Below are 14,486 nucleotides of genomic sequence, written 5' to 3'. Positions count from 1 at the left end.
GTTTATTTGTTAGGTAGGAATTTTTGCAACTCTTCATAATCGCCTAAATATAATTGACGTAAAGCTTCTACATAGGGTCTTTGATTATAGTAGCCGTCATTAAAATCTTTTATAGCAGCATCTAGCAGCTTAGTCGCTTTTTCAATTTCACCTTGTTCTTTAAATATAAAGGCTTTGTAGTATTTTGCATCAGCGCTAAAACCGTACGAGTTTTTAATAACACGATCAAAGCAAAGTTGTGCTTCTGTATAGTTTTCTAACTCGAGATATGCGATACCTTTGTATAAAAAGGCTGTAACATCTACAGAGCTTTCACTAAAATCTTCAATTTCTTTATCGATATATTTATCAAAATAAAAAATAGCTTTTTTATAGTCGTTTAAGCCTAAATAAGCAATTCCTCGCCAACAATCTACACTTAAACCTTGCGGAGCATCAATAAAATTAGGTGTTAAAATATCGCTCTTATCAAAATCTGCAATTGCTTTTTTGTAGTCTCTATAAAACCATAAATACAAGTATCCACGCCAAGGAATTCGGTTTACAGAATCTAGTTTTAAAGCCTTGTCGTATTGCGGTTTCCATTTATTTGGCATTCCTCTTTTTAAATGCGCAACTGATAACTCATAGATACCTTGTTCGTATGTAGGATCTATTTTTAAGGCTTCTACAATTCCGTTTTGAAAAGGTGTTGAACCTTGTGTAAAAAACACGGCTTTTTTATATCTTTTTTTAGCTAAAGTTCTTTTGCTTTCTTCATTTTTACAAGACAGAAAACTAATAATAAATATAAGGCTAAGGGATAATTTGAGTAACTTTTCCATTTTCTATTCTATAAGATATGTACATGTAATAATTTTGCGGTGTGTTATCATAAGAAATAACATTCCAATTTGCTGGTTTTGAGGTAAAGGTCAATAACTCATCTACCATTTTAGGATTTAGAGATTTTTCTTTTAAATCTAAATCCATTTCAATAATTTCAAACCAACCAGCATTTCCTTCACAGTTTACTAAAAACCGATAATTTAAATAACCAGATTCTGTATAATTATTTGTGTTAAACTGCGTGTTTACTGCATCTCTAAATTGCTTTTTAGAGCCTTTGTAAGCTTTTAAACTTGCACTACTATAGGTGTGATAAATACCACCATCATTACATAGTTGGTGTTTATCGTTTAAAAGTGCTTTACTTTGGTCGATATAGCCAACATAATGTTTAAAAGGTTTGTTTTCGGTATCGTATGCTTGGTTAATATAAAAGTAGCCGAAGAGAAGTAGCGAACCAATAAGAACTAAAATAGTAGTAATAACTATTAAAACAATTTTTAGAATTTTCTTTTTTTTCATGATTTAAAAGTAATAAAAAAATCCCGTTCTAAATTTAGAACGGGATTTTATATGTTTTCTGTTATTGCGAATGATAATGAAGCAATCTCTTAATTTATAAACAGATTACTTCGTCAGTTTTCCTCGTAATAACGTTTATTCTTTTAAATCTAATTTTATACTTAATTCTGATAATTGCGCATCGTTTAAAGCAGCCGGAGCATCAATCATTACATCACGACCAGAGTTGTTTTTAGGGAATGCAATAAAATCACGAATTGTTTCTTGTCCGCCTAAAATAGCAACCAATCTATCTAATCCGAAAGCTAAACCACCGTGTGGTGGCGCACCATATTCAAAAGCATCCATTAAGAAACCAAATTGTTCTTTAGCTTCAGCTTCTGTAAAACCTAAATGCTTAAACATAATAGCTTGTGTTTCTTTATCATGAATTCTGATAGAACCTCCACCAATTTCATTTCCGTTTAACACTAAATCGTAAGCATTTGCTTTTACATCGCCAGGATTGGTATCTAATAATTCTAACTGACCTGGTTTTGGTGAGGTAAACGGGTGGTGCATTGCGTGGTAATTGCCAGTTTCTTCGTCTAACTCTAATAAAGGGAAATCAATTACCCATAACGGAGCAAATACCTTCGGGTCTCTTAAACCTAAACGTTCTGCCATTTCCATACGTAAAGCAGATAATTGTGCACGTACTTTTGTAGTGTTTCCTGATAAAATACAGATTAAATCACCAGCTTTTGCGCCAGTTTTTTCTGCCCATTTTGCTAAATCTTCTTGGTCGTAAAATTTATCTACAGATGATTTAAAAGTACCATCTTCGTTACATTTAACATACACCATTCCTAAAGCACCAACTTGTGGACGACGTACCCAATCTATTAATTTATCTATTTCTTTTCTTGTATATTTTGCTCCCCCAGGAACTGCAATTCCTACAACTAGCTCAGCATCGTTAAATACTTTAAATTCTTTTTGTTGTGCAACATCGTTTAATTCTCCAAACTCCATTCCGAAACGGATATCTGGTTTGTCATTTCCATATAAACGCATGGCGTCATCAAACAACATTCTAGGGAACTTATCTACTTCAACATTGTTGATTTCTTTTAATAAATGACGTGTTAATCCTTCAAAAATATTTAAAATATCTTCTTGATCTACAAAAGCCATTTCACAGTCAATTTGTGTGAATTCTGGCTGACGATCGGCACGTAAATCTTCATCTCTAAAACATTTTACAATCTGAAAGTATTTATCCATTCCACCAACCATTAATAGTTGTTTGAATGTTTGAGGAGATTGTGGTAATGCGTAAAACTGACCTGCATTCATACGTGAAGGCACTAAGAAATCACGTGCTCCTTCTGGAGTTGACTTGATTAAATAAGGCGTTTCTACTTCTATAAACTCTTGGTCAGATAAATATTTACGTACTTCCATTGATACTTTCGATCTAAAGATCAAACTATCTTTTACAGGATTACGACGAATATCTAAATAACGATATTTCATTCTGATATCTTCACCACCATCCGTTTTATCTTCAATAGTAAAAGGCGGAGTCTTAGCTTCGTTTAATATTTCTAAACTAGTTACTAATAATTCAACCTCACCAGTAGGAATATTTTTATTTTTCGATTCTCGTTCGATAACAGTACCGGTAACTTGAACAACAAATTCACGTCCTAAAGTTTTGGCTTTTTCCATTAAATCTTTAGATGTACGCGCTTCGTCAAAAATTAACTGTGTAATTCCGTAACGATCACGTAAATCTACCCAAATCATAAAACCTTTATCACGAGATTTTTGTACCCAACCAGATAAGGTAACTTCAGTATTTATGTGTGAGGCTCTTAATTCGCCACAAGTTTGCGTTCTGTACATTTCTTGAATTTTAAAAGTGCAAAATTACGTAAATAAAAAGGAGGATTAAAAGTAGTTAGAATAAAAATGAACACTAAATGACTAGCTTTATAACTTTATAGTTAAATATGTTTCTCAACATAAAAAAATAGTACTTTTAAACTTCAAATAACCGCCATGTTTAAAAATATACTTTTAGTAACAGTACTTGTTGTAACTTTTGTTAGTTGTAAGAAGGAAAAAGAGATTCAAGTTTTAAATTCTTCAAATTATTTTGATGTTCTTAATAAAGAATTTACAGGAGATTTAGCTTTCGAAACAACTTCGTTTGTTGAAAAATATTGGAGAGTTGTGGGTAATACAGGTTTTAATAAAAGCGTGTACAGAATTGCAGATGAGCTTGAGAAATCAGGGTTTGTAAAAGAAGATGTTGCTACGAGTACGGATTTTTTAACTTACAGAATTGAAAAAAGACCGCTTGAAAAACCAACATGGGAATCTGTTAATGCTGAGGTGAAAATAGTTGGTGAAGAAACTCCTTTGTTACAACATAGTACCAATAGAAACATGATTGCTTTAAATTCGTACAGTACGCCCAAGGAAGGTGTTACTACCGAAGTAGTTTATGTGAAAGATATACAGAAACTGAAAACTTTAAATATTAAAGGTAAAATTGTTTTTGCAGAAACAAGCCCTAGTAGAATCTATAAACAAACTATTGTAGAAGGCGGAGCAGTAGGTTTGATTACTTATAGCAATCCGAAATATTTACAGCCTAAAAAAAATAAAACATCAATTCAGTTTAGAGCTATTCCTTTAAATGAAGATATAAAAGCATGGGCAATTGCAATGTCTTATGAAGCTAAAGAGAAATTGAAAGCGAAGTTATTAAAAGGGAAAGTTGTTTTAAATGTGAATATAGAAACGAACATTTATCCGTCAGAAGAATTAACAATTATTGCAGATGTAAAAGGAGCTAAATTACCTAAAGAGCGTTTGGTTTTTAGTGCTCACATACAAGAACCTGGTGCAAATGATAATGCAACAGGAGTAGGAGTGGCTTTAGAAATGGCAACTCTTACTGCGAAATTTATAAAAGAGAAGCGATTTTCACCAAACAGAACATTAACTTTTTTATGGGGTGATGAAATTATTTCTACAAACCGATATGTTAAAGAAGATAGCATTAGAGCTAAAGATATAAAGTGGGGAATTTCATTAGACATGGTTGGAGAAGACACCAAAAAAACGGGAGGTACTTTTTTAATAGAAAAAATGCCAGATCCAAGTGCTATTTGGACACGCGGAAAAGACAAGCATACAGAATGGGGAGGTAGAAAAATGAAATTAAGTGAAATGAAACCTCATTATTTAAATGATTTTTTAATTGATAAATTTAAAGAGCAAGGTAAACGCGCAAATTGGGTAGTTAGTACAAATCCTTTTGAAGGAGGAAGTGATCATGTTCCGTTTTTAAAGGCAGATATTCCGAGTGTTTTATTTTGGCATTTTACAGATCAGTTTTACCATACTGATAATGACAGAATAGATAAAGTAGCTAAAACTACTTTAAAAAATGTAGGTGTTACTTCGTTAACATCTGCTTTTACATTATTAAATGCTGATAAAAAAACCGCTAAATCAATTTTAATGAATATCGAAAAAGTGGCTATTTCTAGACTTAAAGAAGAGCAATATCAAAGTGAAATTTCCTTGAGTAAAGGAGATTCTTTAGAAACTCAAATAGCGATTATCTCTGCATGGAATAATTGGTATTCTAAAACGGCATTAACGACAATAGATATTGTAAAAGATAGTACAACTTTTAAAAAGGAAATTAAAAAATCTCAAAAATTAATTGATTCAATGTCTTTAAAGGTTATAAGAGAGCTGGGTAAAAAGGACTCACTTAAAACGTTAGAAAATTAGAACAATGACTATAAATAATTTTAAAAATAAATTAAGAAATACTCCAAAAGATATTAATTTTTCAGAAACTATTAGCGTTATTGAAGAGAACTATGTTTTTACACCATCTGCATTTAAAAATGGAGATTTACAAAACAGTAGCGCAGAAAATTTAGGTTCGTGTAAAGTGTTTTCTTTTGCTTTAAAACAACAGTTAACCAAAGAAGAAACACTAGCTTCTTTTGCACAATATTACTTTATTGATGTTCTAGAGAATCCGAATGGTAGTGATCATCAAAATATTAGAAACTTTATGAATACTGGTTTTGAGGGATTGATTTTTGATAATGAAACCTTAGTGGAGAAAATTTAATTCATTAAATAAGCATAGCCCTAATTGTAATATTTGCTTGAGCTCTCTGGCTTTTTTATGAGAGAAGCGAGTGTTAAAACCTTGGCTATTCTGATTTCCTTACATAAAATTATAACAAGAAGTTGGGCGTTACCATAAATGGTCGCGCTTTTACTACTCGCTTTTTTTTCATTCTTCAAAAAAGAGCTCAAACAAACCGTTCAATCGCTAACGCAACAAATCATAAAAACATATTTTTGCAAGTATGCTACAAGTAAACAATATTTCGTTTTCTTATACTAAAGAAAAAACAACCCTTACAAACATTAATTTCTCTTTGCAAAAAGGAGAACATGTATGTATAATGGGAAAAAGTGGTTGCGGAAAATCAACTTTATTAAAAGTCATTTACGGCTTGTTAGATCTTGACAAAGGAGACATCTATTGGAATGATTTTCAAATCTTAGGACCTGCACATTATTTAGTTCCCGGTATCGATATTTTTAAATACGTTGCGCAAGATTTCGATTTAATGCCATATACTTCCGTAAGTGAAAACATTAAAAAATTTCTATCTCGTTTTTATCCCGAAGAAGCAAAGCAAAGAACAAATGAGTTATTAGAGGTAATAGAAATGACAGGGTTTGCCAATATAAAGATTAAAAACTTAAGCGGAGGGCAACAACAACGCGTGGCAATTGCTCGTGCCTTAGCTAAAGAACCTGAATTATTGTTACTAGATGAGCCTTTCGGACAAATAGATAATTTTAAAAAGAATTCGCTTAGTAGAAACTTATTTACCTACCTAAAGGACAAAAATATTGCTTGTATTATAGCCACTCACGATGGCAATGAAGCGCTTTCGTTTGCTGATAAAATGATTGTTATTAAAGACCATCAAATAATTGCGAATGATATACCAGTGAACTTATATAAAAACCCTAAGTTAAAATATGTAGCCACTTTATTTGATGATGTAAATGAAGTTCTCGTCAATAATAAAAAAGTATTATTATATCCACATCAAATAAAAATTGTTGAAAAATCGGAATTTAAAGCTATAGTTCTGAAGACTTATTTTAAAGGTTATTGTTGGCTTATTGAAGCTGAATATAACCTGCAAACTATTTTTTTAAACCATTCAAAATCTATTGAAATAAAAAAAGCAGTTTCATTAGAATTTAATGAAACTGCTTAAACCAATAATAACTATCTCTTAATTAATTATTACTCAACTATTTTAATATGTTTTTAATTTGGCTAAAAAATACACTCTTATCTAAAAAAAGATAAAAGTGTATTGTAATACTTCTTTTTCTATGAAGGGATAGCAACCTTTCCTATATTAAAAACAAGTAAGTTTTATTTTACCCTACTTTATTTCTAAAAAATTTCTTTTATTTTTTGTTCAACCTTGTTAAATATAAAAATATCTCCTACTTTTTTACCTAGTAACATGGCTCCTATTGGTGAAGAAACCGAAATAGCAAAATAAGTTTTACCCTTAATTATAAGTTGTCCAGCGCTAATACTTATAAAAAAAAATGCTTTATTTGTTTTAACTACACTACCTAAATGTGCAGTTTCAGAAATTTTTCCAATATTAATTTTAGAAAGAATTTCTCTCATTTTTATGATTCCGCTAAGCTGTTGGCTCGCTTTTTCCATCTCTAACTGCAACATTGCTCTACCTGTTTCATGTTTATCTCCTGCCGAACTTTTGGTTTCTGATTGTAATGCGTTTTGGTTAGATGAAATTATTTCTTCTACCGTTTGTAAGCGTTTATTTACAAACGCTTCACATTGTATAAAAAGTTGGTGTTTAATATTCATTTTTTAAGGTAAATGCATATGCTTCGTAATTTCCATGATGAGAAATTGAACATGAATTAGTAAGTAATTTTTCTTTGTAAAAATACAAAGGAGCACCAACAACTGTTTTTCTTTTTTCTATCTCTTTAAATAAATATGATGTTTTCTTTTCAAGTGTTTTTCTGATCACATTATTTACTGTGTTTGGTAAACAAATAGCTGATGTAATTTTACCTCCATTCTTTAATTCATCAGCAATTGTATGAATATAAAAAGTGTTTAAAAAAATAGTTGTATAATATTTTATGCCTTCAAAAACAACAATACCTTCTTCTTTTGAAGTTAGTGTACATTGAAATTTTTTGGGAGCAAAAAAACGTTTTTTAACCTTTTGTGTATAACATTTATAGGCGGCTTCTTTCATGCTCCAAAACACCCAAACTTTTAAAAACGGATTTTCAGAGGCTAAAATTTCACCTTGCTCTTTTTGGGTAAATTGCTTCTCTAAAAAACCTTTTCGTTGCCAGTTACTTTGAATTTTAGCTAAGCCTAAATCAACAATATCATTGCCAATATTATGCATTCATTTTTGTTTGAATAATTACAACGGTTTCTTTTACAGAAAGCATTTTTTCCATAGAATCGTTATCTATTTCAATATTAAACTCATCTTCTACATCTAAAATAATATCTACCAAATTTGCCGAATTTATTTCTAAATCCTTAATAAAATCGGTGTTTTCATTAATATTCTTAAAGCCTTTTTCATTTTGAACATAAGGCTTTACAATCGTTGTTAACTTTACTATAATTTCTTCTTTTTTCATTTTATTTTGAATATTTTTTAAAGATAGCACAAGCGTTTACATCACCAAAACCAAAACTTGCTTTTGCGAGTATATTTATATCTTTATATATAATTTTTGTTGGTATTTTTTCTTTAGAAATAAGTGTTGAAATTTCTGGATGTACATCTTCGCAATTAATATTAGGAAACACAAATTGTTCCTTAATTTGCAAAACAGCTGCTACAATTTCTATTGCACCAGAAGCCGCTAAACAATGACCAACCATCGACTTTAAAGAATTTATATAAGGAAACTCAGTTCCTTTTCTTTGTAAAGCTTTGCTCCAGTTTTCTATTTCTAAACTATCTTTTGATGTTGCTGTTAAATGACCGTTTATAACATCAATTTTATCAGATGCTGTATTCGAATCTAACAAAGCATCCGTAATACATTTCTGAACAGCTTCGGCATTTGGGGCTGTTAAAGTTCCGCCATTTCGTTGTCCGCCAGAATTTATATTTCCGCCTAAAACTTCTGCATAAATGGTTGCATTTCTCGCTAAAGCACTTTCTAAAGATTCTAAAACCAAGGCTCCTGCTCCACTTCCTGGCACAAAACCTGCTGCAGTTTCACTCATTGGTCTCGAACCTTTTTCTGGCGTTTCATTATGCTTGTAAGACATTACTCGCATTGCATCAAATCCGCCCCAAGTATACAAACTACTATCACTTGAACTACCAACCAACATTCGTTTTGCTTTTCCGTTTTTAATGCGCTCAAAACCCAATAACAAAGCCTCTGTGCCTGTTGTACACGCAGACGAATTTGTAGTAACCTGATTTCCTAAACCAAGAATTCCGCCTAAATATGCAGAAATTCCACTTGCCATTGTTTGTACCACAGAAGTACTTCCTAATCTCCTTACTTTCTGATCATCAATTTTATAGATTGCTTCTCTAAATTTTTCAATTCCCGATGTTCCTGTTCCGAAAATTAAACCCGAATCATAATCTAAATTTGAGTTTTCATCCACAGAAAAACCAGCATCTTTCCAAGCATCAATTCCTGCCATACATCCATATAAAATAGAAGTACTATTAAAGCCGCGTAATTGCAAAGCTGTTAAATATGTTGCTTTTTTTTCTTCAGAAACTGTAGGAATTCCACCAATACAACAAGAAAAACCCTTGTCTTTTAAATGTTGATGAAATGTAATTCCAGATTTTCCCTTTTTTATTGCGCTCGAGAATTCTTGCAAACCAACTCCATTGGGTGCAACAACTCCTAAACCTGTAATTACAACTCTATTTTTCATGTTATTTTGCGATTATCATTCCCGAAATAGTTCCTCTACAAACCAATTCATTTTTCTCATTAATCATTTTTACAGCACATTTTAGTTTGTTGAATCTAAAGTATTGTTTCTCGGAAATTACGGTTACTTTTTCGTTTGGTAACACTGGTAAATAAAAATCGACTTGATTAGAAGTTAATGCTATTTGTGGATTTTTATCTGTTGTTAAAATTTCATTTTTCAATAAATAAATACCTAAACAAACAACACCAATTTGTGCCATTGTTTCCGTTAAAATAACACCTGGCGTAATTGGATTATTTTTAAAATGACCTTCATAAAAAAATGCTTCTTCTTTAAACCTATAATTTCCAGTAACTCCGTTTTCTGAAACCTCTGTAAGTAAATCAACAAACAAAAAGGGTTCTTGGTATGGTAGGTTTTTTATGATTTCTGTTTGATTCATTTTATACGTTTTACCATTCTAACAATATTCTTTGTGCAGAAAAACCCGGACCAAAACTTAACATTAAGCCTCTTTCTCCTTTTGCTGGGTTTCTATCCATAAAACGCTCCAAAACATACAAAACTGTTGCGCTAGACATGTTACCATACAAACGTAAAACCTCTTTAGTATCGTCTATATTTTTACCTAAAACACCAAATAAATCTTCTACCGTTTGTACAATTTTTTTTCCTCCAGGGTGAAAAATCAAATGATTTACATCTTCAATTGTTAAATTATTTCTTTCTAAAAACGGATGAATTATTGCAGGAAAATGATCTGAAATTTTCTTTGGAACCTCCTTGTCTAAAATCATTTGTAAGCCTGTATTTACCAAATTAAAACCCATCATTTGGGTAGCGTCATAAAAATGATACATCGCTTCGTCTACAATTTTTGGACCTTTATCTTCATCATAAGAAGACAAAATAACTGCCGAAGCTCCATCACCAAAAATAGCCGCACTTACAATATTCGTCATCGAATAATCGTCTAACTGAAAAGTTGCTGTAGGTGCTTCAACAGCAATTACAACAGCTCTTTTATTAGGGTTTGCCTTTAAAAAATTCTTAGCATATATAATTCCAGATACTCCTGCTGCACAACCCATTTCTGTAACTGGCAAACGCACAATATCTTGTTTCATTTGCAAAGAATTAATCAAATATGCATCCATAGACGGAATCATAATTCCTGTACAACTTACCGTAATTATATAATCGATATCTGTTGCTTTTAAATTTGCTTTTTGCAATGATTTTTTAAGTGATTGCTCGGCTAGTTTTACTACTTCTCTTGCGTAAATAGCATTTTTTTCTTCGAAAGAAGTTGCTATAAAAACCTCTTCGGGGTTCATGATTGAATACCGTTTATCTACTGCTGCTCCTTCGAAAAGTTTAATTACTTTTCGCTGAAAACGTGTATCCTGATCTTGCATCCACGTTTTTACAAACGGAATAATATCTTTTGTTTCTCTATAATATTGTGGCAATTGTTTTGCTACAGATGTTATTTTTACTGCCATTTATTTTTGTATTATCCATTGAAAACGGAATGCCCATTTCCAAGAAATTTGTGGTTTTACATTTATTTTTTCTGAGATTCTAATCAAATCTTTTCGTTTGAACCCCCTTAAAACAGAAATTAATCCATCGTTGATTATCATTTTATTTTTGATAAAAATTGATAATAATAAAAACAAATAATACGCCAATTTATGACGATGTAAATCGTTTACAATTATTGCTTTTTTAGTATGTTTTAAAGTGTCTGATAAGAAAGAAATCAATTGCGGTTCTTTAAAATGATGCAAAAACAACGTTGCCAAAACAATATCGAATTCTCTGTTTTTAAAATCATCAGAAAAAATATCTTCAGTCTTAAAAACCAACTCTGGATATTCTGTTGACAATTCATTCGCATATGCTATTGCGGTAGCATTTGCATCTACACCAATCAGTTTCATTGTATAGCCATTTTTTCTTCCGAATTTGGCTACATCACGTAAAATATCTCCATGTCCACAACCAATATCGGCGATAACGATTTCTATATTTTTAGGATGCTTTTTTAATACTTTTTTTAATGCATTAACCGTTACCAAGTTTCCACCTAGCCAACGATTTATATTTTCTAATTTATCTAAAACATCACGCAATAAATCGCCACCAATAGAAAAATCATCCATCATCTCTTCTTGATCTGTTCTGTATTTTGTACTGATAAAAAAACTCATTCTATTTTTATTGGTTTACCATGTGTTTGCTTAATTATAATAGGTAATAAAAAAGGTAATTTCTTTAACGTTTTAAGTAAAATTTCTGCAACCTTATCTTTTCTAAATAACCACGCAATAAAATGACCCGTTTTTAAGCGCATTTTAAAGTTTTTATTCCATTCTCTAATGTATTGTTTTTCAAGATCATTTCTTGACGAAAGTTTACCATTTAAGTAATTTAGAGTGAGTTTAGATGCAATTTGTGCACTCTGAATTGCCATACTCATACCATTACCGCATAAAGGGTGAATCATTCCCGCAGAATCGCCACACATAATAAGGTGATTTTCTATTGGTTTTTTGGTTTCAAATGAAACCTGACTAATCGTTAATGGTTTTTCAAAAATTGGTGTTGTTGCTTTAAAGATCTCTTTTAAATATTGATTTTTAAAAACAACTTGTTCTTGAAAATCTTCTATACTTTTATATTTTTTAAAAGATGAAAAACTAGTGATATAACACAAATTAATTATATCATTTTCTACTTTAGAAACGCCACAGTAACCACCTTTAAAATTATGAAGCGCTACTAAATTTTCTTCACAGTTTCCTTTTACGTGAATTTTAACGCCTAAATAAGGTGATTTTTTCTGAATAAAATCACGTTCCATTTTTACATCTAATAAAGAACGTTTTCCGAAAGCACCAATAGCAATTTTTGAGGTAAGCGTTTTATTTTCTTTTGTTGCTACATGAAAAATATCTTCAGAAAAATTGACATTTAATACTTGATCTTGTAAAATTATAACACCGTTTTCTTTGGTTTTTTCTGATAAAATAAAATCGAATTGATAACGTGAAATTCCGAATCCTCCTAAAGGTAATTTCGCCGAAATAACTTTATTATTTGTAGTTGATAGCTTAAAATCTGTAATATTAACAGCACCAAAATCAAACGGATTTATACCTAAAAACTCTAAATACGGCAAAACTTCGTTAGATATATATTCGCCACAAACTTTATGTTTTGGATACTTATTTTTTTCAATCAATAAAACTTTTTTACCAAATTTAGATAAATGTATTGCGTTGCATAAACCCGCTAAACCTCCGCCAATAATAATTACATCTGCAGTTATATTACTTTTTTTGTGATTAAAATTGTCGTTGGTTTTTTTCATTTATTCTATTAATTCTGCTAATTCTTTTCCTACCAAACTACCAATAGCAATTCCCATACCGCCTAAACGAACTCCGCAAAAAACATTATTTGATAGCTGTTTTACAATTGCTTTTTTCTGATTTCCAACACCCATAATTCCGCTCCATCGATGTTCAATTTCGAAATTAGTATTAGGTAAGATGGTTGTTTTTAAAATTTCTTCTAATTTATTCTGAATAAGAGCTGTTTCTCCAAATTCAGCAGTTTCTTCCGTTTTAAAATCGAGATTTCTTCCACCACCAAACAAAATTCTATCATCAATATTTCTGAAATAGTAATACCCTTTATCTAAATGAAAAGTTCCTTTAATATGTAGGTTTTTTATAGGTTTTGTAATTAAAACTTGTGCTCTTGCAGGTTGTACATTTTCATTGAATAATTGATTTGCAAATCCGTTTGTGGCAATCAATAACTTATTGGTGGAAAAGCTAATTTGATTGGTTTGTATAGCTACTTTATTCCCATTTTCCTCAAAACTTTTAACGGTAATATTATTTAAAATTTTTATATCACTTTGCTGAATTACTTGAAGTAACTGCGCTACCATTTTACCGGTATCAATTTGCCCTTCAAACTGATTGGTTATATAATTTTCATGAACATTCTTAAACTCAAAAAAATTGTTATCAACCTTAAAAACATCCGAAGAAAAAAGTGGTTTTAATAATTGGTTAATTTTATTTTTTTCAGCCAAGCACTCTTCATAAAAATCGGAATCATTAAATAACTCATAACCTTTATTTTGCTGAAAATCGATCGCGGCATCACCCAAAGTTTTTCGTAATAATTGTAAACCTTTCCATCGTTTTTTTACCAAATTAAAAACCTCTTCTTCACTGTGTGTTTTTAAATCATCAATCAATTCCGATAAACTACCAAAACACGCAAATCCTGCATTTTTAGTGCTTGCTCCTTGTGGCAACATGCCTTTTTCTAAAATTATTATTTTAGCATTCGGATGTGCTTTTTTTAATGTCAATGCACAATTTAAACCTACAATTCCGCTACCAACAATGGTAAAATCTACATTTGTAAACCATTCTTTTAACTCCCAATAACTGTAATTCAACATCTTAATATCTATATATATTTGTACCTTGGCACACTACTTGAATATTTAAATTTAAACAATAAAAAGTAATATTATGAAGTTATTCGGAATCTTAATTTTGGCACTAAGCTTTACACAGTGTGCAAGCATGAAACTAGAATCAAATCCTCCTTTTACGGTTAACACCGCATCTTACGCTCATATTACTGGTGGTTTACCAGGCAACAACACGCTTAATTTAATGATTGAGTTTACAGCAAGTAAAACTATCGATTTTCAAAAAGTATACTTTCAAGATAGAATTGTAAGTGCTGTAATTGAACAAAAACAAGATAAAAATTACATTGCTGCTCGTTATAAAACCTCAACAGGTGAAGATAAAAAAGACTTAGTTTTAAATGTTGATCCTGAAAAAGAATATGGAAATACCGCAAAAACTAAAGAGGAGATTCCTTTTAAACTAAAAGAAAATGAAGCCGTAGTTAGCTACAAAATCGGTGATAAAATTCATTATTATAAAATCGAAAATATTAAAAAAGAGAAAATGGTTTTTATGCCCTCAGCAAAACCTCAAAACTAACAAAAAACACCTCAAATGAGGTGTTTTTTATTTTTGGC

Annotated in this window: 16 protein-coding genes; 4 read left to right on the top strand and 12 right to left on the bottom strand. The window is 30.9% G+C overall.

The window, feature by feature from the left end; genetic code table 11:
- Nucleotides 1-2: 2 nt before the first annotated feature.
- The 3 genes from H0I30_RS10855 to aspS all read right to left on the bottom strand — a co-directional run bounded on the left by H0I30_RS10855 (nucleotide 3) and on the right by aspS (nucleotide 3,240).
- The gene (locus tag H0I30_RS10855) at nucleotides 3-824 is read right to left on the bottom strand and encodes a tetratricopeptide repeat protein (protein ID WP_218771882.1); all 822 of its coding nucleotides are present in this window, start codon (nucleotides 822-824) and stop codon (nucleotides 3-5) included.
- Nucleotides 796-1,350: a hypothetical protein gene (locus H0I30_RS10850; protein WP_218771881.1), complete on the bottom strand. Its 555-nt coding sequence runs from the start codon at nucleotides 1,348-1,350 to the stop codon at nucleotides 796-798. Before H0I30_RS10850 ends, H0I30_RS10855 begins: the two co-directional genes overlap by 29 nt.
- Nucleotides 1,351-1,485: 135 nt before the next feature.
- Nucleotides 1,486-3,240 carry an aspartate--tRNA ligase gene (gene aspS / locus H0I30_RS10845; protein ID WP_218771880.1) on the bottom strand — a complete coding sequence of 585 codons (1,755 nt, stop codon included), beginning with the start codon at nucleotides 3,238-3,240 and terminating at the stop codon, nucleotides 1,486-1,488.
- Nucleotides 3,241-3,396: 156 nt separating this feature from the next.
- On the opposite strand from aspS, the gene H0I30_RS10840 reads away from it, so the two are divergent.
- From H0I30_RS10840 to H0I30_RS10830, 3 genes are all read left to right on the top strand, one after another.
- The gene (locus H0I30_RS10840; RefSeq protein ID WP_218771879.1) at nucleotides 3,397-5,148 is read left to right on the top strand and encodes a M28 family peptidase; all 1,752 of its coding nucleotides are present in this window, start codon (nucleotides 3,397-3,399) and stop codon (nucleotides 5,146-5,148) included.
- A gap of 4 nt (nucleotides 5,149-5,152) precedes the next feature.
- The gene (locus H0I30_RS10835; protein WP_218771878.1) at nucleotides 5,153-5,500 is read left to right on the top strand and encodes a HopJ type III effector protein; all 348 of its coding nucleotides are present in this window, start codon (nucleotides 5,153-5,155) and stop codon (nucleotides 5,498-5,500) included.
- A 244-nt stretch (nucleotides 5,501-5,744) separates the two neighbouring features.
- Nucleotides 5,745-6,677: an ABC transporter ATP-binding protein gene (locus H0I30_RS10830; protein WP_218771877.1), complete on the top strand. Its 933-nt coding sequence runs from the start codon at nucleotides 5,745-5,747 to the stop codon at nucleotides 6,675-6,677.
- Nucleotides 6,678-6,862: 185 nt separating this feature from the next.
- Here the strand turns inward: H0I30_RS10830 and H0I30_RS10825 are convergent, their stop codons facing one another.
- From H0I30_RS10825 to H0I30_RS10785, 9 genes are read right to left on the bottom strand one after another with little or no spacing between them, the layout of a single operon-like run.
- On the bottom strand, nucleotides 6,863-7,312 hold the full coding sequence (locus H0I30_RS10825) for a 3-oxoacyl-ACP synthase (protein WP_218771876.1): 450 nt from the start codon (nucleotides 7,310-7,312) through the stop codon (nucleotides 6,863-6,865).
- A complete protein-coding gene (locus tag H0I30_RS10820) occupies nucleotides 7,302-7,874 on the bottom strand; it encodes a 4'-phosphopantetheinyl transferase superfamily protein (RefSeq protein ID WP_218771875.1) in 573 nt (190 codons plus the stop codon). Before H0I30_RS10820 ends, H0I30_RS10825 begins: the two co-directional genes overlap by 11 nt.
- A complete protein-coding gene (locus H0I30_RS10815) occupies nucleotides 7,867-8,118 on the bottom strand; it encodes an acyl carrier protein (protein ID WP_218771874.1) in 252 nt (83 codons plus the stop codon). The genes H0I30_RS10820 and H0I30_RS10815 overlap by 8 nt, the downstream gene beginning before the upstream one ends.
- A 1-nt stretch (nucleotide 8,119) precedes the next feature.
- Nucleotides 8,120-9,394, bottom strand: a complete 1,275-nt coding sequence (locus H0I30_RS10810; RefSeq protein ID WP_218771873.1) for a beta-ketoacyl synthase — start codon at nucleotides 9,392-9,394, stop codon at nucleotides 8,120-8,122.
- A gap of 1 nt (nucleotide 9,395) precedes the next feature.
- Entirely contained in the window at nucleotides 9,396-9,839 is a 444-nt protein-coding gene (locus tag H0I30_RS10805) for a 3-hydroxyacyl-ACP dehydratase FabZ family protein (protein WP_218771872.1), read from the bottom strand.
- A 10-nt stretch (nucleotides 9,840-9,849) separates the two neighbouring features.
- Nucleotides 9,850-10,902, bottom strand: coding sequence for a type III polyketide synthase (locus H0I30_RS10800; RefSeq protein ID WP_218771871.1), 1,053 nt, complete (start codon nucleotides 10,900-10,902; stop codon nucleotides 9,850-9,852).
- Nucleotides 10,903-11,613 (bottom strand): methyltransferase domain-containing protein, encoded by a 711-nt coding sequence (locus H0I30_RS10795; protein WP_218771870.1) that lies wholly within the window; start codon nucleotides 11,611-11,613, stop codon nucleotides 10,903-10,905.
- On the bottom strand, nucleotides 11,610-12,776 hold the full coding sequence (locus H0I30_RS10790) for an NAD(P)/FAD-dependent oxidoreductase (protein WP_218771869.1): 1,167 nt from the start codon (nucleotides 12,774-12,776) through the stop codon (nucleotides 11,610-11,612). The genes H0I30_RS10795 and H0I30_RS10790 overlap by 4 nt, the downstream gene beginning before the upstream one ends.
- Complete coding sequence (locus H0I30_RS10785) at nucleotides 12,777-13,886, bottom strand: FAD-binding oxidoreductase (protein ID WP_218773519.1); 1,110 nt, start codon at nucleotides 13,884-13,886, stop codon at nucleotides 12,777-12,779.
- A gap of 130 nt (nucleotides 13,887-14,016) precedes the next feature.
- Between H0I30_RS10785 and H0I30_RS10780 the strand changes: the two genes are divergently transcribed.
- Nucleotides 14,017-14,448, top strand: coding sequence for a hypothetical protein (locus H0I30_RS10780; RefSeq protein WP_218771868.1), 432 nt, complete (start codon nucleotides 14,017-14,019; stop codon nucleotides 14,446-14,448).
- The last annotated feature ends 38 nt before the right edge of the window (nucleotides 14,449-14,486 follow it).

The organism is Tenacibaculum sp. AHE14PA (assembly GCF_019278465.1).
GTDB lineage: Bacteria > Bacteroidota > Bacteroidia > Flavobacteriales > Flavobacteriaceae > Polaribacter > Polaribacter bernardetii.
Note: the sequence above shows the minus strand (reverse complement) of the source record. Positions and strands in the feature narration are given on the sequence as shown.